The sequence below is a fragment of the Pseudomonas sp. PME37.24/025 genome (assembly GCF_055556615.1).
Map to the genome: position 1 here is coordinate 101,261 of NZ_JBVHNK010000004.1, position 17,973 is coordinate 119,233.

At 60.4% G+C, this 17,973-nt stretch carries 19 protein-coding genes; 8 read left to right on the forward strand and 11 right to left on the reverse strand.

Annotated elements, in window-relative coordinates; translation table 11 throughout:
• The first annotated feature begins 245 nt into the window (after positions 1–245).
• Genes ACZ3HH_RS09170 through ACZ3HH_RS09180 form a run of 3 tightly spaced genes read left to right on the forward strand, consistent with a single transcriptional unit; the run spans position 246 to position 2,333 of the window.
• Positions 246–1,112, forward strand: coding sequence for an HDOD domain-containing protein (locus ACZ3HH_RS09170; RefSeq protein ID WP_465804138.1), 867 nt, complete (start codon positions 246–248; stop codon positions 1,110–1,112).
• Positions 1,113–1,142: 30 nt separating this feature from the next.
• Positions 1,143–1,955: a bifunctional DNA-formamidopyrimidine glycosylase/DNA-(apurinic or apyrimidinic site) lyase gene (mutM, locus tag ACZ3HH_RS09175; RefSeq protein ID WP_465804139.1), complete on the forward strand. Its 813-nt coding sequence runs from the start codon at positions 1,143–1,145 to the stop codon at positions 1,953–1,955.
• Between the two features lie 54 nt (positions 1,956–2,009).
• Entirely contained in the window at positions 2,010–2,333 is a 324-nt protein-coding gene (locus tag ACZ3HH_RS09180) for a multidrug transporter (protein ID WP_465804140.1), read from the forward strand.
• Between the two features lie 138 nt (positions 2,334–2,471).
• Here the strand turns inward: ACZ3HH_RS09180 and ACZ3HH_RS09185 are convergent, their stop codons facing one another.
• The 5 genes from ACZ3HH_RS09185 to ACZ3HH_RS09205 all read right to left on the reverse strand — a co-directional run bounded on the left by ACZ3HH_RS09185 (position 2,472) and on the right by ACZ3HH_RS09205 (position 7,228).
• A complete protein-coding gene (locus tag ACZ3HH_RS09185) occupies positions 2,472–2,723 on the reverse strand; it encodes a YfhL family 4Fe-4S dicluster ferredoxin (RefSeq protein ID WP_008150569.1) in 252 nt (83 codons plus the stop codon).
• Between the two features lie 148 nt (positions 2,724–2,871).
• Positions 2,872–3,351, reverse strand: a complete 480-nt coding sequence (gene coaD, locus ACZ3HH_RS09190) for a pantetheine-phosphate adenylyltransferase (RefSeq protein WP_007897855.1) — start codon at positions 3,349–3,351, stop codon at positions 2,872–2,874.
• Positions 3,352–3,466: 115 nt separating this feature from the next.
• Positions 3,467–5,062, reverse strand: a complete 1,596-nt coding sequence (locus ACZ3HH_RS09195) for a GMC family oxidoreductase (protein ID WP_465804141.1) — start codon at positions 5,060–5,062, stop codon at positions 3,467–3,469.
• Positions 5,063–5,223: 161 nt separating this feature from the next.
• Entirely contained in the window at positions 5,224–5,769 is a 546-nt protein-coding gene (locus ACZ3HH_RS09200) for a twin-arginine translocation pathway signal protein (RefSeq protein WP_465804142.1), read from the reverse strand.
• 28 nt (positions 5,770–5,797) lie between these two features.
• Positions 5,798–7,228: a coniferyl aldehyde dehydrogenase gene (locus ACZ3HH_RS09205; protein WP_465804143.1), complete on the reverse strand. Its 1,431-nt coding sequence runs from the start codon at positions 7,226–7,228 to the stop codon at positions 5,798–5,800.
• 146 nt (positions 7,229–7,374) lie between these two features.
• On the opposite strand from ACZ3HH_RS09205, the gene ACZ3HH_RS09210 reads away from it, so the two are divergent.
• Complete coding sequence (locus tag ACZ3HH_RS09210) at positions 7,375–8,046, forward strand: TetR/AcrR family transcriptional regulator (RefSeq protein ID WP_192344927.1); 672 nt, start codon at positions 7,375–7,377, stop codon at positions 8,044–8,046.
• A gap of 45 nt (positions 8,047–8,091) precedes the next feature.
• A complete protein-coding gene (locus tag ACZ3HH_RS09215) occupies positions 8,092–8,946 on the forward strand; it encodes a sulfurtransferase (protein ID WP_465804144.1) in 855 nt (284 codons plus the stop codon).
• 52 nt (positions 8,947–8,998) lie between these two features.
• On the opposite strand, the gene ACZ3HH_RS09220 is transcribed toward ACZ3HH_RS09215, so the two are convergent.
• The 6 genes from ACZ3HH_RS09220 to ACZ3HH_RS09245 all read right to left on the reverse strand — a co-directional run bounded on the left by ACZ3HH_RS09220 (position 8,999) and on the right by ACZ3HH_RS09245 (position 14,830).
• Positions 8,999–9,841: a helix-turn-helix domain-containing protein gene (locus ACZ3HH_RS09220; protein ID WP_465804145.1), complete on the reverse strand. Its 843-nt coding sequence runs from the start codon at positions 9,839–9,841 to the stop codon at positions 8,999–9,001.
• A gap of 3 nt (positions 9,842–9,844) precedes the next feature.
• A complete protein-coding gene (locus tag ACZ3HH_RS09225; protein ID WP_465804146.1) occupies positions 9,845–10,855 on the reverse strand; it encodes a hydrolase in 1,011 nt (336 codons plus the stop codon).
• Between the two features lie 73 nt (positions 10,856–10,928).
• Positions 10,929–11,537 carry a 16S rRNA (guanine(966)-N(2))-methyltransferase RsmD gene (rsmD, locus tag ACZ3HH_RS09230; protein WP_465804147.1) on the reverse strand — a complete coding sequence of 203 codons (609 nt, stop codon included), beginning with the start codon at positions 11,535–11,537 and terminating at the stop codon, positions 10,929–10,931.
• Positions 11,537–13,027, reverse strand: a complete 1,491-nt coding sequence (locus tag ACZ3HH_RS09235) for a M16 family metallopeptidase (protein WP_465804148.1) — start codon at positions 13,025–13,027, stop codon at positions 11,537–11,539. The genes rsmD and ACZ3HH_RS09235 overlap by 1 nt, the downstream gene beginning before the upstream one ends.
• Complete coding sequence (locus tag ACZ3HH_RS09240; RefSeq protein WP_465804149.1) at positions 13,020–14,375, reverse strand: M16 family metallopeptidase; 1,356 nt, start codon at positions 14,373–14,375, stop codon at positions 13,020–13,022. The genes ACZ3HH_RS09235 and ACZ3HH_RS09240 overlap by 8 nt, the downstream gene beginning before the upstream one ends.
• Positions 14,376–14,527: 152 nt before the next feature.
• The gene (locus ACZ3HH_RS09245) at positions 14,528–14,830 is read right to left on the reverse strand and encodes a hypothetical protein (protein ID WP_465804344.1); all 303 of its coding nucleotides are present in this window, start codon (positions 14,828–14,830) and stop codon (positions 14,528–14,530) included.
• On the opposite strand from ACZ3HH_RS09245, the gene ftsY reads away from it, so the two are divergent.
• From ftsY to ftsX, 3 genes are read left to right on the forward strand one after another with little or no spacing between them, the layout of a single operon-like run.
• Positions 14,720–16,264 (forward strand): signal recognition particle-docking protein FtsY, encoded by a 1,545-nt coding sequence (gene ftsY, locus ACZ3HH_RS09250; protein WP_465804150.1) that lies wholly within the window; start codon positions 14,720–14,722, stop codon positions 16,262–16,264. The two genes, ACZ3HH_RS09245 and ftsY, sit on opposite strands and share 111 nt — an antisense overlap.
• Positions 16,261–16,932: a cell division ATP-binding protein FtsE gene (gene ftsE, locus ACZ3HH_RS09255; protein WP_007897888.1), complete on the forward strand. Its 672-nt coding sequence runs from the start codon at positions 16,261–16,263 to the stop codon at positions 16,930–16,932. Before ftsY ends, ftsE begins: the two co-directional genes overlap by 4 nt.
• Complete coding sequence (gene ftsX, locus ACZ3HH_RS09260; protein ID WP_038980961.1) at positions 16,929–17,957, forward strand: permease-like cell division protein FtsX; 1,029 nt, start codon at positions 16,929–16,931, stop codon at positions 17,955–17,957. Before ftsE ends, ftsX begins: the two co-directional genes overlap by 4 nt.
• Positions 17,958–17,973: the final 16 nt, after the last annotated feature.

The window sequence follows — 17,973 nt, forward strand, 5'->3', positions numbered from 1 at the left end:
TGCTCCCGCTGGATGGCGAAGCCGTCCCAAAATCGGTAGTTGCAGTGCATCAGACAAGCCGCATTCGCTGGATTTGCGACTGCTTCGCAGCCGAGCGGGAGCAAGCTCCCTCGCCACAGGAGTTGTTTTGTACCTGGAAGAGGGCCTGAGCATTTTCTGATGAAACTTCAAGCGATGTTCCGGCCACAGTGTCAGATCCCTCTTCTTAAGGGTTAGAATCCCCGCCTGACCCGGAGTGTGTACTTATGTCCCAAGAGCTGACGGCCGAACAGATTCAACAGTCCCTGCAAGGCATCAGTGTTCCGCCTCAGCCGCAGATCATGGTGGATCTGCAGATGGAGCAATACATGCCCGACCCGGACCTGGAAGTGATCGCGAAGCTGATCTCCCAGGACCCAGGCCTTTCCGGCGCCTTGCTGAAAATCGTCAACTCGCCGTATTACGGCCTGAGTAACAAAATCACCGCGATCCAGCGGGCAGTGAACCTGTTGGGCAGCCGTTCGATCATCAACCTGATCAATGCCCAGTCGATCAAGGGCGAACTGAACGACGACGCCATCGGCACCCTCAACCGTTTCTGGGACACGGCGCAGGACGTGGCGATGACATGCCTGACTCTGGCCAAGCGCGTTGGTGTCCAGGCCGGTGATGAAGCCTATGCGCTGGGGCTGTTCCACGATTGCGGCATCCCGTTGATGCTCAAGAAATTCCCCGACTACATGAAAGTGCTGGAACAGGCCTATGGCAATGCCAGCGCCGAATGCCGCGTGGTGGATACCGAGAACAAGCAATACAACACCAACCATGCCGTGGTCGGGTATTACACCGCCAAATCCTGGCGCCTGCCGGAACACGTCACTCAGGCCATTGCCAACCATCACAACTCCCTGGCTATTTTCAGCGATGAATCGTCACGCAACACGCCGCTGAAAAACTTGCTGGCGATCCTGAAGATGGCCGAGCACATTTGCGCCTCCTTCCGGGTGCTGGGCAACCAGTCTGAAGACCATGAATGGAACAGTGTCGGGCCTCTTGTGCTCGATTACATCGGTCTGTCGGAATACGATTTCGAAACCCAGAAACAAGAGATTCGCGACCTCGCCACTCGTTGAGTGTCGAGCCTCGCCTGATTCGAGAGCCCCATGCCTGAACTGCCGGAAGTCGAAACCACCCGCCGCGGGATTGCACCGTACCTGGAAGGCCAGCGCGTCAGCCGGGTGATCGTGCGTGAGCGCCGTCTGCGCTGGCCGATCCCCGAAGACCTGGATGTGCGGCTGTCCGGCCAGCGCATCGTGCTGGTGGAGCGGCGCGCCAAGTACCTGCTGATCAACGCCGAAGTGGGCACACTGATCAGCCATTTGGGGATGTCGGGGAACCTGCGGCTGGTGGAAGTCGGCATGCCGGCGGCCAAGCATGAGCATGTGGACATTGAACTGGAATCGGGCCTGGCCCTGCGCTACACCGACCCGCGACGGTTTGGGGCGATGCTCTGGAGCCTGGATCCCCTGAACCACGAATTGCTGATTCGCCTCGGGCCGGAGCCGTTGACCGATCTGTTTGACGGCGAGCGGCTGTTCCAGCAATCGCGCGGGCGTTCCATGGCGGTCAAGCCGTTCATCATGGATAACGCGGTGGTGGTCGGCGTCGGCAATATCTACGCGACCGAAGCGTTGTTTGCGGCTGGCATCGACCCGCGTCGCGAAGCCAAGAGCATTTCCCGGGGGCGCTATTTGAAGCTGGCGATCGAGATCAAGCGCATCCTGGCCCTCGCCATCGAGCGCGGCGGCACCACGTTGCGGGACTTTATCGGCGGCGACGGTCAACCGGGTTACTTCCAGCAGGAACTGTTCGTGTACGGCCGTGGTGGTGAGCACTGCAAGGTCTGTGGCACAGGGCTGCGGGAAGTCAAGCTTGGGCAGCGCGCCAGCGTCTTTTGTCCGCGCTGCCAGAGCTGATATCGGCTACGGTCTATAGTCAGTGTTCTCACTGCCTAGCCGAAGGACCGTGCCATGAATCTGTTTCGAACCCTTGTTGTTACGCTGCTGCTGAGCGTCGGTGCATCCGCGCTGGCGGCTGAGAACGGCAGCGGCGATCCGCGTTACACCATCCAGAACCCACCGGCCTACGCCATGCTTGGCGATTTACTGATTGCCCGACCGTTATTGGTGGTGGCGACGGTGATCGGTGCCGGGGCATTTGTGGTGTCGTTACCGTTTACCGCGCTGGGTGGCGGCATTGGCGATGCGGGGCAGGCGTTGGTGGTCGACCCGGCGAAAGCCGCATTTGTGCGGTGCCTGGGGTGTATCGGGGAGGGATTTGAGCAGCGGGAGTGAAATCAGTTACATCTACGGTGTGGCTGATGACCTCATCGCGGGCAAGTCGGATCGCCGCACCGCCGCTCCCACAGGGTTTACGCGGTCCTTGTGGGAGCGGGCTTGCCCGCGATGGCGGCGTTGAAGTCGCCGGATGACTCAAGCCTTACCGGTAAGCTTGCGGTACTTCTCCATCAACTGTTCTTCAGTCTCCGGATGAGCCTCGTCCAGCGGGATGCAATCCACCGGGCAGACCTGCTGGCACTGCGGTTCGTCGTAGTGGCCGACACATTGTGTACACAGGTTCGGGTCGATCACGTAGATCTCTTCGCCCTGGGAGATGGCGGCGTTCGGGCACTCGGGTTCGCAGACGTCGCAGTTGATGCAATCGTCGGTGATGATCAGGGACATGCTAACTCCAGCCGGGGCGGCAGGCCCGGGCGCAATAAATCAATGCGCACAATTGTGCCGCATTGGCGCCCGCAGTGCACGCGGGCACGATCAAGTGCAGTGATCGAAGACTGCGGCAACCCCAAAAGATCGCAGCCTGCGGCAGCTCCTACTTTTTAAAGCGTAGGGTGAGGGCGTCGGCCACCGCCGGGTGGACGAACTTGGTGATATCGCCGCCCAAGGCTGCGATTTCACGAACCAGCGTCGAGGAAATGAACGAATAACGCTCGGACGGGGTAAGAAACAGGCTTTCCACATCCGGTGCCAGTTGGCGGTTCATGTTGGCCAGCTGGAATTCGTATTCGAAGTCCGATACCGCGCGCAAACCACGCAGGAATACGTTGGCGTTCTTCTCTTTGGCGAAGTGCGCGAGCAACGTCGAGAAGCCGACGACTTCAACGTTCGGCAAATGTTTGGTGACCTCGCGGGCCAGCTCCACACGTTGTTCCAGAGGAAACAGCGGGTTTTTTTTCGGGCTGGCGGCGACGGCAATGATCACATGATCGAACAGGCGCGAGGCGCGTTCGACCAGATCGCCATGGCCCTTGGTAATAGGGTCGAAGGTACCTGGGTACAACACTCGGTTCATCGCGTCGTCCTGGCGGGAGTCCGTTGGGGAGTCGGATGGTATCGCAGCCTTCCCGGTCGGCCAAGTCGCCTGTTGGGTAAGAAAGCACTATAGACGATGGGAATATTCCGCGTTTTCATGGGTTTTTCAAACGTTCGGCCAGCGAAGTGGCCAATTGCGCCGTCAGTCCGTAGACCGACAATTGTGGGTTTGCCCCAATGCTGGTGGGGAAAAGCGAGCCGTCATGAATCGACAGATTGCGCAATTGGTGATGTCGGCCGAGGCTGTCGGTCACGGCGTTTTTCGGGTCTTCACCCATGGCACAACCGCCCATCACATGAGCACTGCCCAAGCGCGTGCGGTACAACTCAAGGCTCAAATCGTCGATTAATGCGCGCGCTTCGGTAAGTGTTTTCACGTAACGAGCGTCGGCGTGCATCGGCATCACGGCGTTGGCGCCCCCGGCGAACTGGATCTCGGCCATGCTGTGGAACGCCCGGCGCAACCCGTCCCAGGCATACGGTGAAACCTGATAGTCGAGCACCGGTGTACCGTCACCGCGCAATTCAACGCTGCCGCCAGGGCTGTCCGGGTGAAAACCGTCCCGCAGCAACGCCAGCATGGCGTGGGTGTGCGGCAGGTTTTCCATATGCCGGGCGCTTTCCGTGCCGAAACCACCGAGTAATGTGCTGGCCAGCGCCGGGTGGAGCGGTGGAACTTCAAGTTTGTAGGACATCTTGCCGGTGGTGCCATCCTGCCATTGGAAATGGTCGGAATAGATCGACTGCGGCGCGCCGTAGAACGGGTTGATCACCTCATCAAACAGCCCGGCGGACATGTTTACCAAGTGAAGGAAGGTCCGTTTACCCAGCCGCTCGTGCGGATCCGGCGCCTCGGAGCGCAATAGCAGCGCCGGGCTGTTGATCCCGCCGCCGGCCAGCACGTAATGCCGCGCCTTGACCGTAATCGTGCGTCCGGTGGGCGCGACGCAACGTTCATCCATCGCCAAACATTGCAGGCCCGTAACCCTGCCGTCTTTGATCGACAGCTTTTCGGCGCGGGCCAGGTAGAGCAGCTCGCCACCTTTTTCCAGGGTCGCCGGAATGGTCGTGACCAGCATTGATTGCTTGGCGTTGGTCGGGCAACCCATGCCGCAGTAGCCGATGTTCCAGCAGCCGCGCACGTTGCGCGGAATCACATGCCAGGCGTAGCCGAGTTTTTCGCAGCCTTTGCGGATGACGTCGTTGTTGGCGTTGGGCGGCACCAGCCACGGGGCGACACCCAGGCGTTGTTCCATTTTCTCGAACCAGGGCGCCATCTCGGCCGATGTGTGGCCTATGACGTCGTGCTCTTTGGCCCAGTGTTCCAGCGTCGGGTCCGGGGTGCGAAAACTCGAGGTCCAGTTGATCAGCGTAGTGCCGCCTACCGCCCGACCCTGGAGGATGGTGATCGCGCCGTCCTTGCTCATGCGCCCGATGCCTTCTTGATAGAGGCTGGTGTAGGCCTGGTCTTCGAGCATCTTGAAGTCGCTGCTGGTCTTGAGCGGGCCTTCTTCGATCAGCAGCACCTTGTAGCCGGCGGCGCTGAGGATTTCGGCGGTGGTCCCGCCGCCGGCACCGCTGCCGATGATCGCCACGTCGGCTTCGAGGGTCAGGTCCTGGGTCAGTTGGGCGCCGTTGTAGGTTTTCCAGCCACGGGCCAGGCCTTCGCGGAACGGATCGGGTACGGGCATGTTTGGGGGGCTCTTGTTGTTATGTTTTGGATGCAGTGGTGTGGCGGCTGACGTCTTCGCGGGCAAGCCACGCTCCCACAGGGTTTGAGTCGTTCACAAAAGGGTGCTCCATCTCAAAACCTGCGGGAGCGTGGCTTGCCCGCGATAGGGTCGACTCGGTCTCAAACCGTGGGCGGCCCGGGATACCCGCAATGCGCCCACGACTCTGCCCGGCTGTACCACGCCATCATCACCATTTGCAGCAACGAGCTATGGCCCATGCGCAGCAGGCTCAACGAGCTGTTTTCCCAGCGGTCGAGAAAGTGCCGGATCTGTTCGCTGCTGGCGTTTTCCCAACTGCCCCAGATTCCGGTCAATGGGCCGCGAGTAATGCTCATCCCCAACACATCGAACAATTGCCGGGTCAGCTTGAGCATTTCCGGCGACAGGTGATTCAGGCCGTTATCCAGGCAGTGCAGAGTCTCGGCGACGGCGGCCGGAATTTTTTCGACGGCCACGGCACCGTCGAGCATCACCGGGATCACTGCCCGCAGAAACAGCAGGTCGCCGCTACGCAGAATCGCGAAACCGCTGGCCGGGTTGCTCGACGAGCAGCCGCTGAGGCTCGCGCCCAATCCAGCCGTGGCCAGAAAGGCGCTGGCGCCGAGGCTGAGTTTAAGCAGGCCGCGCCGTGACAGCGCGGGTGTGTCGGACAGGCTTGGGCTCATTATTGTTATTACCCGGCGGTGATGATCGTTAGCGGATAAACAGCTTCTGGATCAGTTTCTGAATGGATTTGCCGTAGGGCGGATAGATCAACTTCGCCGCATTGAAGCGCTGTTTGATCAGCACGCCTTTGGCCTTGCTGAAGGTCAGGAAACCTTCGTGGCCGTGGTAGTGGCCCATGCCTGAGGCACCGATGCCGCCGAACGGCATGTCGTCCTGAGCAACGTGCAGCAAGGTGTCATTGAGGCAAACGCCACCGGAATGGGTTTCGTGGAGGACGCGGTTTTGCTCGCGCTTGTCGTAGCCGAAGTAATACAGCGCCAGCGGGCGAGGGCGTTGGTTGATGTAGGCAAACGCTTCATCGAGATCCTTGTACGGCACGATCGGCAGCAGCGGTCCGAAGATTTCGTCCTGCATCACCGTCATGTCGTCGCTGACGTTGAGCAGCAGGCTATGACTCATGCGCCGCCCCTGGCCCTGATCGAACAGCGGAATCAGCAACGCGCCCTTGCTGGTGGCATCGCTGAGGTAGCCGTTGAGCCGCGCCAGCTGCCGGTCGTTGATAATGGCGGTGTAGTCCGGGTTGTCGGCCAGCGTCGGATAAAACCCGCGAACCGCCTGACGATAGGCTTCGACGAAAGAGCCGACGCGGTCTTCCGGCACCAGCACGTAGTCCGGGGCGACACAGGTTTGCCCGGCGTTGAGGGTCTTGCCGAAAGCGATGCGTTCGGCGGCGTCCTTGAGCGGCACATCGCGGGAAACGATGGCCGGGGACTTGCCGCCCAGTTCGAGGGTCACCGGCGTCAGATTCTCGGCCGCCGCGCGCATCACGTGTTTGCCGATGCTGGTGGCGCCGGTGAACAATAAATGATCAAAACGCAGCCGCGAGAACGCCACACCGATATCGGCCTCGCCCAGTACCACGCAGACCAGGTCCTGAGGAAAAACTCGCCCCAGCAATTCCTTGAGCAGCAAACCGGTGGCAGGGGTCGATTCGCTGAGTTTGAGCATCACCCGATTGCCCGCCGACAACGCACCCACCAGCGGCCCAATGGCCAGGTAAAGCGGGTAGTTCCACGGCACGATCACGCCGACCACGCCCAACGGTTGGTAAACCACTTTGGCCGATGCTGGTTGAAAGGCGAGGCCGACTTTGCGTCGCGAGGTTTTCATCCAGCCTTTGAGGTGCCGGCTGGCGTAGTGAATGCCGTGCAGGCTGGGCATCAGTTCGGCGAGCAGGGTTTCATCGGCGCTGCGGTGGCTGAAGTCCTGGCTGATGGCGTCGATCAGGGCCTGACGCTCATTGCTCAGCAGGTCCTTCAACGCCTTTAGCCATTGCTGGCGCTGAGCCGCGGGTGGCATCGGGTTGGCTGCATACGCTGCGCGTTGAGCATCGAACAGGGCTTGGAGTTCGTCCAGAGGCTGCTGCAGGTTCTTCAGGTAGGCGATGTCAGCAGGCATGGTCGGCTCCGGATTTATTGTAATGAGGAACTTTTTAGAGTCTATGCTCTAGAATGTCAAATGACACTCTGGTACGGCTTTGTTTTATCCATGCGTGGATAGGTCGTAAGATGCCCCTCATCGCACTCTGAATTAAAGCTCAAGCCATGGCCCCTCGGATCAAAACCAGCGAGCGCATCGTGCAGAACAGCCTGGAGTTGTTCAATCAGCAGGGTGAGCGCAGCATCAGCACCAACCACATTGCTGCCCACATGGAGATTTCCCCGGGCAACCTGTACTACCACTTCCCCAACAAGCAGGCGATCATCGCCGTGTTGTTCAGTGAGTACGAAAACCTGGTGGACAGCTTCCTGCGCCCGCCCCAGGGGCGCGCTGCGACGGTCGAAGACAAGCGCTTCTACCTCAAGGAATTGCTCGCAGCCATGTGGCAATACCGCTTCCTGCATCGCGACCTCGAGCATTTGCTCGACAGCGATCCCGAGCTGGCCGCCCGTTACCGGCGCTTTTCCCAGCGCTGCCTGATCCAGGGCACGCACATCTACGCGGGCTTCGTCGAGGCCGGCATTCTGTGCATGGACAAGGTTCAGATCGAATCCCTGACCCTCAATGCCTGGATCATCCTCACCTCGTGGGTGCGTTTTCTGTGCACCACGCGGGAAAACTCCAACCATCTGAGCGAACAGGCCATCAAACGGGGCGTGTATCAGGTGCTGGTGCTGGAGGCCGGATTCGTCACGGATCAAGCTCACGATGCGGTGAATGCACTGTTCGAAGAGTTTTATGTGCCGCTGGCCCAGGCGCTGGAAGAAGTGGGATAAAGAGTGCAGTAGGATTCCAGACAGACAACATCACAGGAGCCCGTTATGCCCATTGCGCAACTGATCAGCCCGCAAGCGTTGGACCTGAAAAAGGAGGCGCCGGGGCTGGTGATTCTGGATTGTCGTTTTGCCCTCGAAGACCCTGATTACGGTCAGCGCAGCTACGCCGAAGGGCATATTGCCGGATCGAGCTTTGCCGACCTGGAGCGTGATTTGAGCGGTGCAGTGGTCAAGGGGGTTACCGGGCGTCATCCATTGCCTGACCCCGCCGACTTGATCGAACGCTTTCAAGCCTGGGGCATCAACGCCGACAGCGAAGTGGTTTTGTACGATGACGGTCCCGGTGCCTACGCGGCGCGGGCCTGGTGGTTGCTCGCGTGGCTGGGCAAGCGCGATGGTGTGTTTATTCTCGATGGCGGGCTGAAAGCCTGGCACGCCGCCGGATTACCCCTGAGTCTTGATCCGCCGTCGGTTACCCGTGGCACCTTCACCGGGACGCCGGATGCTTCGTTGGTGCTCAGCGCCGAACAACTCCAGCAACGTCTCGCCCAGCCTGCGCTGACCTTGCTCGACGCCCGTGGCTTGCCGCGCTTCAAGGGCGAAGTGGAACCGATCGATCCGGTTGCCGGGCACATCCCCGGTGCACAATGTGCCGCGTTCACCGATAACCTGGGCAGCGACGGACGGTTCCTGCCGGCCGAACAGCTCAAGCAGCGGTTTGCCGCGAAGCTCGGTGATCGTTCACCGACGGAGTTGGTCGCGTATTGCGGTTCCGGTGTGACCGCCTGCCACAACCTGTTCGCCCTGTGCCTGGCGGGTTATCCGTTGGGGGCGTTGTATGCCGGGTCGTGGAGCGAGTGGATCAACGATCCTGCGCGAGGCGTCGCCAAGGGCGAGTAATCCCCAATCCATTGTGGGAGCGAGCAAGCCTGCTCCCACATTTGGATCTTCGTCATCCATAACCGGGTAGCTGCCGCGCACTGCGATACGCCCCCGGTCCTACGCCGTAAACCTGTTTGAATTGCCGGCTCAGATGGCTTTGATCGGCAAAACCCAGCTGCGTCGCGACCTCCAGCGGCAGGCAGCCGCCCTGCAACAGTGACCGTGCCCGAGCGATGCGTTGCTGCATCAACCAGGTGTGTGGCGGCATGCCGGTGGCTCTGCGGAATACTCGGGCGAAGTGGAAGGGCGACAGGTTCACCGTCGCCGCCAGTTCTTCCAGCGAGGGCGGCGCCGCCAAGCGTGATTGCAGCAGTTCCTTGGCCAGGGCCACCGCCCGGTGTTCCTTGCCGGGTTTGCTGGCGATCGGAACGGCTGCGTGACGTTGTAACAGCGACAGCATCATTTCCCGCCAGACCGTTTGCTGCTGCAGCGCCGTGGACGGACTCTCCAGCAAACAATGCAGTTGGCAGAATCCCTTCACCAGATCCGGATCGCGATACAACGTGGCGCCAAACGCCGGCAAGATATCGGTCGGCAGTTCGAGCTCGTCCAGCAGTGAAAGAATCTGCCCGCTGTCGGGATAAAACGCCCGGTACAACCAACCGTCTTGCGTACCTTTGTGGCCGGTGTGAAGTTCATCCGGATTGATCAGCACCAGCGTGCCGCTGCCCGCCAGATGCTCGGCACCTCGATAGCGATAACGTTGGGCGCCGGCCATGATCATCCCGATCACATAGCCGTCATGCACGTGGGGGGCGAAGCGGTGTTCGATGTAGCGCGCGGACAACAACTCGACCCCGGCCAACGGCGCCGTTTGCCAGAAGTGAATCGACTCACCCTGATCGGAATCCATGGGTTACTTGCGCCCTGTGGTGGCCAGCCATTGGGGAATGCGCCGTTCCAGGTAATAACCCGGTTGCCGGAACGAGCCCTCGACGAAGCCGACATGTCCGCCCTTGGCCTGCAACTCGAATTGCGTGCAGGCAGACAACTCGTCGGCTTGCGGCAGGCTATGAGGAAAGACAAACGGGTCATCGGCCGCCTGGATAATCAGGGTCGGTGTGCGAATCTCTCCGAGGAAATAACGACTCGACGCGCGGCGATAATAATCCGCGGCATCGGCGAAACCATTCAGCGGTGCGGTCACCCGGCCATCGAAATCCCAGAAGGTGCGCATATTCTCCAGTGAGCCCAGCGCCTCCAATGCCGCCAGGCCATCCTGATGCCCTTCATGCTGGAACCTGCGCTGCTTGTTCTTGATGTAGGCGACCATCTCTCGCATGAAATGCGCTTGATAGAATTTGGAAAACCCCTGGCTGATACGATCGGCGCAGTGATCGAGGCGAAACGGCACCGACACTGCAACGGCGCCTAGCACACCGCTGTTGCTGCCGGTTTCGCCCAGATGTTTGAGCAACACGTTACCGCCCATGGAATAACCGACCGCATACAGCGGTGCAAGGGGGCGTTGGTTTCGCAGGTGTTTGATGGTTTCCGCCAGGTCTTCACTGGCCCCGGAATGGTAACTGCGTGGCAACAGATTGGGCTCGCCGGAGCAGCCTCGCCAGTTCAGCGCGACGCTGGCCCAACCCTGGGCGCCCAGCGCCTTTTGCATCCCGGCCACATAAGGCGAATTCGATGAGCCGGTCAGGCCGTGCAACACCAGCACCAGTGGCGCATTCGCGCTATGGGGGGCGTGCCAGTCCAGGTCAAGAAAGTCGCCGTCTTCGAGCCACAAACGTTCGCGCTCGCGGTTGATATGCGTGGTTTTGCGCCATAGCGGTCCCCACAGGGTTTGTAAGTGCGGATTGCCCAAGCCGTAGGCGGGCGTGAAGGCGGGGGTGAAGCGTTCTGGCAGATGGGACACGATTGCTCTCGATGCAGCGGTGCTTACCCGCAGCGTTAACTGACTGAGCTTCGCACCGTTTTTACAGGCCGGACTAACCGGCGATCCCTGCCATACGTTGCCACAACGCGTAATACACCCGTCCGGATTTTTGCTCCCGATGCAGGCGCCAATTTTCTGGCAAACCCAACATCGACGGTGCCGTTTCGCTTTCAGTGTAGACCCACGCATCGTCACTCAGCCAATGACGCTCTTCGAGTAACGTGCAAACGGCCGGCAACAGATTCTGATTAAACGGCGGGTCGAGAAACACCAGATCGAATGCCGTTGCCGGTTGGGTTTCCAGATAGCGCAAGGCGTCGGCAGTCTGTACCTGGCCGGTGGTGCAGCGCAGGGTGCCCAGATGTTCCTTGATGCTCGCGACTGCAATGTTGCTGGCATCCAGCGCCTGGCCCATTGCTGCACCACGGGACAAAGCCTCGAGAAACAATGCGCCGCTACCGGCAAAGGGGTCGAGCACCTTGGCCCCGGCGACATAAGGCGCGAGCCAGTTGAACAGGGTTTCACGGACTCGGTCCGGTGTTGGGCGCAAGCCTGGCGCATCGGGGAAGCTCAGCTTTCGGCTGCCCCATTCGCCGCCGATGATGCGCAATTGATTCACACCGTTATGCACGTTGTGAACAGGTTTTTTTGGACGGGCCATTAATGCTCCGGAACCCCGAGCGGTTGCTCGGCAGGTTTATCAGTAGGGGCCGGCAACGGCTTTTGTGGCACGGTCGGGCCAGCGCTGACGATGACCAGTTTGTCCGTGCTCAGGTGTTTGTTCAATGCGGCTTTGACTTGCTCGACGGTCAGGCTCTGGGACTGCTGCATGAAGTCTTCCAGGTAGCTCAGCGGCAAGTTGTAAAAACCCATGGCGCCGAGTTGCCCGACGATATCGGCGTTGCTGGCGGTGGACAGCGGAAAGCTGCCGGCCAGTTCACGCTTGGCATCGTCGAGCTCTTTCTCGGTGGGGCCGGTTTTAAGGTAGTCGGCGAGCACGTCCTGCACCAGTTTCAGCGTGCCTTCGCTCATCTCGGCGCGGGTTTGCAGGTTGATCATGAACGGGCCGCGAACCTGCATCGGGCTGAAACCCGAATACACGCCGTAAGCCAGGCCACGCTTCTCGCGCACTTCGCTCATCAACCGGGTGCCGAAGCCACCGCCGCCAAGGATCTGATTGCCCAGCGACAACGCTGCGTAATCCGGATCGTCACGGTCGATGCCCAGTTGCGCGATCATCAGGTTGGTCTGCTTGGACGGAAACTCGATGTGGCCGATGCTGGACTTGGGGTCGGTCGGTTGTTCGATTTTCGCCAGGGCCGGCCCTTTGGGCAGATCGGCGGACACTTGTGCGGCAACCGCCTCGGCCTCGGCGCGCGACAAATCGCCCACCAGCGCAATGACCACGTTGCCAGCCGCGTAGGCTTTCTGATGGAAGGCCCGCAATTGCGCCAAGGTGATCGGCGGAATGCTTTTCGCCGTGCCATCGCTGGAATGCGCGTATGGATGATCGCCATACAAGCGGTTCATCAGCTCCAGGCTGGCGAGTTTGCCGGGGTTCTGTTTCTGGTATTCGAAGCCGGCCAGCATCTGGTTCTTGATGCGGGCAAACGAGTCGGCGGGGAAGGTCGGTTTGCCGACGACTTCAGCGAACAGCTTCAAGGCAGGCTCGCGTTTGTCCGCGGCACTGAGACTGCGCAGCGAGGCAATCGCCATGTCTTTATAGGCGCCGTTACCGAAATCGGCCCCCAGGCCTTCGAAGCCTTGGGCGATAGCGCCGACGTCTTTGCCCGCCACACCTTCGTTGAGCATGGCGTTGGTCAACAGTGCCAGGCCAGATGCATCGCCGTCCTGGCTGCTGCCGGCGGCGAAGATCAGGCGCATATCGAACATCGGCAGCTCACGGGCTTCGACGAACAACACCTTGGCGCCTTCGGCGGTGTTCCAGGTCTGCACGTTCAGAGAGCGATGGCTTGGGGCCTTGCCGTCGAGTTCGGCCAGCGATTGCAGTTTCTGGCTTGCCTTGGCTTTGTCGAGGGCTTCGCTGGCGCTGGTTTCGTCAGACTTGGACAAATAGAAGGCGGCAGACCCGAGCAGTGCAATGACGATCAGGCCGATCAGGGCCAGGCGCGGTTTTTTACGCTCACTCATGAGTCGTCTCCTCTGGCAGTACATGGGCGACGCTGAGACGTGCGCGGGTGAAATACAGCTTGGCGGCCTTCTGGATGTCTTGCGGGGTCACGCTTTCCAGGTCGGCGAGTTCGGTGTCCATCAGTTTCCAGGACAGCCCGACGGTTTCCAGTTGGCCGATGGCGGTGGCCTGGCTGGTGATCGAGTCGCGCTCGTAGACCAGACCGGCAATGACCTGCGCTCGCACGCGCTCCAGCTCTTCGGTGGACGGCGCGGTGGTTTTCAGCTGTTCGAGCAGTTTCCACAGGCCGGCTTCCGCCTGGGCCATGGTTTTCTTCTTCTGGGTGTTCGGCGTGGCCGACAAAGTGAACAGGCTGTCGCCACGGGTGTAGGCGTCGTAGCTCGACGAACCGCCGGACACCAGTTCTTCGCCGCGTTCCAGTTGCGTCGGGATCCGGCCGCTGTAGCCGCCGTCGAGCAGTGCGGAGATCAGGCGCAGAGCGTTCACCGAACGCTTGTCTTCGGCGGTGGCGATGCTCGGCACGTTGAAAGCCAGCATCAGGCTCGGCAATTGGGTCTGCACATGCAGGGTGATCTTCCGTTCGCCGGGCTCGGCCAGTTCCAGCGGGATTTTCGCGGGTGGCACGTCGCGCTTGGCGATCGGGCCGAAGTAACGCTGGGCCAGGGCTTTGACTTCATCCGGGGTCACGTCACCGACCACTACCAGGGTAGCGTTGTTCGGCACGTACCAGGATTGATACCAGTGGCGCAGTTCTTCGACCTTCATGCGGTCGAGGTCCGCCATCCAGCCGATGGTCGGCGTGTGATAACCGCTGGCGGGGTAGGCCATCGCCATGAAGCGCTCGTAGGCCTTGGACATCGGCTTGTCGTCGGTGCGCAGGCGACGTTCTTCCTTGATCACCTCGATCTCGCGGGTGAACTCGTCGGCCGGCAGGCGCAGGTTGGCCATGCGGTCGGCTTCCAGCTCGAAGGCCACGCCCAGACGATCACGGGCCAGCACTTGGTAATACGCGGTGAAGTCGTCGCTGGTGAAGGCGTTCTCTTCGGCACCGAGGTCGCGCAGGATCAGCGACGCTTCGCCAGGGCCGACTTTCTCGCTGCCCTTGAACATCATGTGTTCCAGTGCGTGGGACAGCCCGGTCTGGCCCGGGGTCTCATAGCTTGAGCCGACCTTGTACCAGACCTGGGAAACGACGACCGGCGCACGATGGTCTTCACGCACGACGACCTTCAGGCCATTGTCGAGGGTGAATTCGTGGGTGGGTTGTGGATCGGCAGCCAGGGCCGAGAGGGGCAGACAAACTGTGCTGAACAGCAGGCCTGCAGCGCGGCGGGCTAGAGCATTCATTCGTTTTTAAACCTTTGGGGCTGCCCGCTTGGTCTTAGCCTAGGCGGGCGAGGAGGTGCTAGGATACTGATCCGTTTTACTGGCGGCCACGCCTATCAGGCCTTTGATCGGTCAGTAGGTTGTTTGGGTTTGCGGCTTGGGCTTTGAGTTTGTCAGCTAAACTCTGCGTTTTCGCCGACGATGCCGTTCCAGTCCTTCGTATTAATCAACCTTTGAGGTGCCGTTGGTACCTCGACAAAATGTTGCGCGTGAACAAGCTGGATGAATCGCAGTCTGTTCTGCATCGAATTATTTATTGCCGAGGCGCCCTTTGGCGCGTCGCTACCGTGAGATAGCCGTCCTCCATGTTTGGTTCCAACGACGACAAGAAGACCCCAGCTGCGGCTGGCGAGAAAAAAAGCCTGTTCGGATGGCTGCGCAAAAAGCCGCAGGAACCCGTTGTCGAACAGCCACAACCACTTCCTGAGCCAACACCGGCGCCGGTCATGGAAGAAGTGCCCGCGCCGATTGCCCTGCCGATCGCCGAGCCGGTGCTGCAATCCGCGGTCGAGCCTGTTCCTGTTCCTGTTCCTGAAACCGTAGTCGTGGCCCCGTTGCCGCTGACGTCAGCCGCCGAGCCGTGGCTGACGTTGCCGGTGGCGGAAGAGCCGGTGGCGTTGGTCGAAGATGAGCAAGCGGCTCACATCACGCCGCCGATTCCGGCCCCGACCGCGTTTGCTCCTGAGCCGGTTCAGGCGCCAGTGGTTGAGCCGGTCGTTGAACCTGTGTTCGTGGCTGAGCCTGCACCGGTTGTTCCAGAACCTGTAGTGCCGGTATTTGTTGCTCCTGCTCCGGTTGCTCCGATTGTTCAAGCGCCTGCACCTGCACCTGCACCTGCACCGGTTATCGCTCCTGTCGCCACCACGCCCGTTGCTCCCGTTGAAACTCCGGTCGAGCCTGTGCGTACCGAGGAGACCAAGGCCGGTTTCTTCGCCCGTCTCAAACAAGGCTTGTCCAAGACCAGCGCCAGCATTGGCGAGGGCATGGCCAGCCTGTTCCTCGGCAAGAAAATCATCGATGACGAGTTGCTCGAAGACATCGAAACCCGTCTGCTGACCGCCGATGTCGGCGTCGAAGCGACCTCGGTGATCATTCAGCGCCTGACCCAGAAAGTCGCCCGCAAAGAACTGGCCGATGCCGATGCGTTGTACAAATCCTTGCAAGCCGAGCTGGCGGCGATGCTCAAACCCGTCGAACAGCCACTGAAAATCACCTCCCAGAACAAGCCATTCGTGATTCTGGTGGTAGGCGTCAACGGCGCCGGCAAGACCACCACCATCGGCAAACTGGCGAAGAAGCTGCAACTGGAAGGCAAGAAAGTCATGCTCGCCGCCGGTGACACCTTCCGCGCCGCAGCGGTGGAGCAATTGCAGGTCTGGGGCGAGCGCAACAAGATTCCGGTGATCGCCCAGCACACCGGCGCCGATTCGGCTTCGGTCATCTTCGATGCCGTGCAAGCCGCCAAGGCCCGTGGGATTGACGTGCTGATCGCCGACACCGCCGGTCGTTTGCACACCAAAGACAACCTGATGGAAGAACTGAAAAAGGTTCGCCGGGTGATCGGCAAGCTCGACGCCGATGCGCCGCACGAAGTGCTGTTGGTGCTCGACGCCGGTACCGGCCAGAACGCCATCAACCAGGCCAAGCAATTCAACCAGACCGTCGAACTGACCGGCCTGGCGCTGACCAAACTCGATGGCACCGCCAAGGGTGGGGTGATTTTCGCCCTGGCCAAGCAGTTTGGCTTGCCGATTCGCTATATCGGCGTCGGCGAAGGCATCGATGATTTGCGTACTTTTGAAGCAGAACCCTTTGTCCAGGCATTGTTTGCCGAGCGGGAGCGTTCATGATTCGTTTCGAACAGGTCGGTAAACGCTACCCGAATGGTCACGTCGGCTTGCATGAGCTGAGCTTTCGAGTCCGTCGGGGCGAATTCTTGTTTGTCACTGGCCATTCCGGCGCCGGTAAAAGCACCTTGTTGCGGCTGTTGTTGGCCATGGAACGTCCGACCACCGGTAAATTGCTGCTGGCAGGGCAAGACCTGAGCACCATCAGCAATGCGCAGATTCCATTCCTGCGCCGGCAAATCGGCGTGGTGTTCCAGAATCACCAGTTGCTGTTCGATCGCACGGTGTTCAACAACGTCGCGTTGCCGCTGCAGATCCTTGGCCTGTCCAAGGCCGAAGTCGCCAAGCGCGTGGACTCGGCCCTGGAGCGCGTGGCGCTCTCGGACAAAACCGATCTCTACCCCGGCGACCTGTCCACTGGTCAGCAACAGCGCGTCGGCATTGCTCGCGCCATCGTTCACCGTCCGGCCTTGCTGCTGGCGGACGAACCCACCGGTAACCTCGACCCGCGTCTGGCGGCAGAAATCATGGGCGTGTTCGAAGACATCAACCGTCTGGGTACCAGTGTGCTGATCGCCAGTCACGACCTGGCACTGATTGCCCGCATGCGTCATCGCATGCTGACCCTGCAGCGTGGCCGATTGATCGGCGACGGGGAGGCTGGCGTATGAGTGCAACACGTAGCCCCAAGGTTTCCGAGCGCGTGGCCCCGAAGGCCGCCGATCCGCAACCGCAGCAGCAGAAGAAAAAGCGCGACGATGACGATGGCCCGGATTTCTCTACGCTGTTCCGCGCCTGGGTCGAAAGCCATCGTGCCAGTCTGCTGGACAGCTTGCGCCGCTTGGGCAAACACCCGATCGGCAGCTTTTTTACCTGCATGGTGATGGCGGTTGCCCTCAGTTTGCCGATGGGCCTGTCACTTCTGCTAAGTAACGTCGAGCGTCTCGGCGGTTCCTGGCAGCGTGCGGCGCAGATTTCCCTGTACCTGCAACTCGATGCCAGCCCCGAACAGGGCGAGTCGTTGCGTGAGCAGATCAAGGGCATGCCGGGCGTGGCCGAGGCCGAATACGTGGGTCGCGATCAGGCACTGGAAGAGTTCCAGCAGCAGTCCGGGCTGGGCGAAGCGCTCAAGGAACTCCCGGAAAACCCGCTGCCGGGCGTGGTCTTGGTGACCCCGAACGAGGTCGACAAGCCCGCGCTTGAAGCATTGAGACAAAAACTTTCCGAATTGCCGAAGGTACAACAGGCGCAACTTGATCTAGTCTGGGTCGAGCGTCTGGCAGCCATCCTCAAGCTGGGCGACCGTTTTGTCTTCGGTCTGACCGTGCTTTTGGTTTCTGCATTACTTTTGGTGATAGGCAATACCATTCGTCTTCATATTGAAAACCGCCGCACAGAGATAGAAGTGATTAAACTCGTCGGCGGCACTGACAGCTATGTGCGCAGGCCCTTTCTGTATATGGGCGCGCTTTATGGCTTTGGTGCGGGGATTCTTTCCTGGGGTGTATTGGCGTTCGGCCTGAACTGGCTGAACGACGCGGTGGTTGGACTGGCCGGTTTGTACGGCAGTGATTTTGCGCTGGCCGGAGTGCCAGTTGCCGATGGTCTATCGCTCTTGCTTGGCGCGGTGCTGTTGGGGTATATCGGTGCATGGATTGCAGTCGCACGCCACCTGCGGGAGCTTGCGCCAAAGTAATATCATTTTGCTCGTA

Bases quoted from the DNA above. Each gene is read 5' to 3' on its own strand.
- ACZ3HH_RS09170 (WP_465804138.1), top strand. From the start codon at position 246: ATGTCCCAAGAGCTGACGGCCGAACAGATTCAACAGTCCCTGCAAGGC.
- mutM (WP_465804139.1), top strand. From the start codon at position 1,143: ATGCCTGAACTGCCGGAAGTCGAAACCACCCGCCGCGGGATTGCACCG.
- ACZ3HH_RS09180 (WP_465804140.1), top strand. From the start codon at position 2,010: ATGAATCTGTTTCGAACCCTTGTTGTTACGCTGCTGCTGAGCGTCGGT.
- ACZ3HH_RS09185 (WP_008150569.1), bottom strand. From the start codon at position 2,723: ATGTCCCTGATCATCACCGACGATTGCATCAACTGCGACGTCTGCGAA.
- coaD (WP_007897855.1), bottom strand. From the start codon at position 3,351: ATGAACCGAGTGTTGTACCCAGGTACCTTCGACCCTATTACCAAGGGC.
- ACZ3HH_RS09195 (WP_465804141.1), bottom strand. From the start codon at position 5,062: ATGCCCGTACCCGATCCGTTCCGCGAAGGCCTGGCCCGTGGCTGGAAA.
- ACZ3HH_RS09200 (WP_465804142.1), bottom strand. From the start codon at position 5,769: ATGAGCCCAAGCCTGTCCGACACACCCGCGCTGTCACGGCGCGGCCTG.
- ACZ3HH_RS09205 (WP_465804143.1), bottom strand. From the start codon at position 7,228: ATGCCTGCTGACATCGCCTACCTGAAGAACCTGCAGCAGCCTCTGGAC.
- ACZ3HH_RS09210 (WP_192344927.1), top strand. From the start codon at position 7,375: ATGGCCCCTCGGATCAAAACCAGCGAGCGCATCGTGCAGAACAGCCTG.
- ACZ3HH_RS09215 (WP_465804144.1), top strand. From the start codon at position 8,092: ATGCCCATTGCGCAACTGATCAGCCCGCAAGCGTTGGACCTGAAAAAG.
- ACZ3HH_RS09220 (WP_465804145.1), bottom strand. From the start codon at position 9,841: ATGGATTCCGATCAGGGTGAGTCGATTCACTTCTGGCAAACGGCGCCG.
- rsmD (WP_465804147.1), bottom strand. From the start codon at position 11,537: ATGGCCCGTCCAAAAAAACCTGTTCACAACGTGCATAACGGTGTGAAT.
- ACZ3HH_RS09235 (WP_465804148.1), bottom strand. From the start codon at position 13,027: ATGAGTGAGCGTAAAAAACCGCGCCTGGCCCTGATCGGCCTGATCGTC.
- ACZ3HH_RS09240 (WP_465804149.1), bottom strand. From the start codon at position 14,375: ATGAATGCTCTAGCCCGCCGCGCTGCAGGCCTGCTGTTCAGCACAGTT.
- ftsY (WP_465804150.1), top strand. From the start codon at position 14,720: ATGTTTGGTTCCAACGACGACAAGAAGACCCCAGCTGCGGCTGGCGAG.
- ftsE (WP_007897888.1), top strand. From the start codon at position 16,261: ATGATTCGTTTCGAACAGGTCGGTAAACGCTACCCGAATGGTCACGTC.
- ftsX (WP_038980961.1), top strand. From the start codon at position 16,929: ATGAGTGCAACACGTAGCCCCAAGGTTTCCGAGCGCGTGGCCCCGAAG.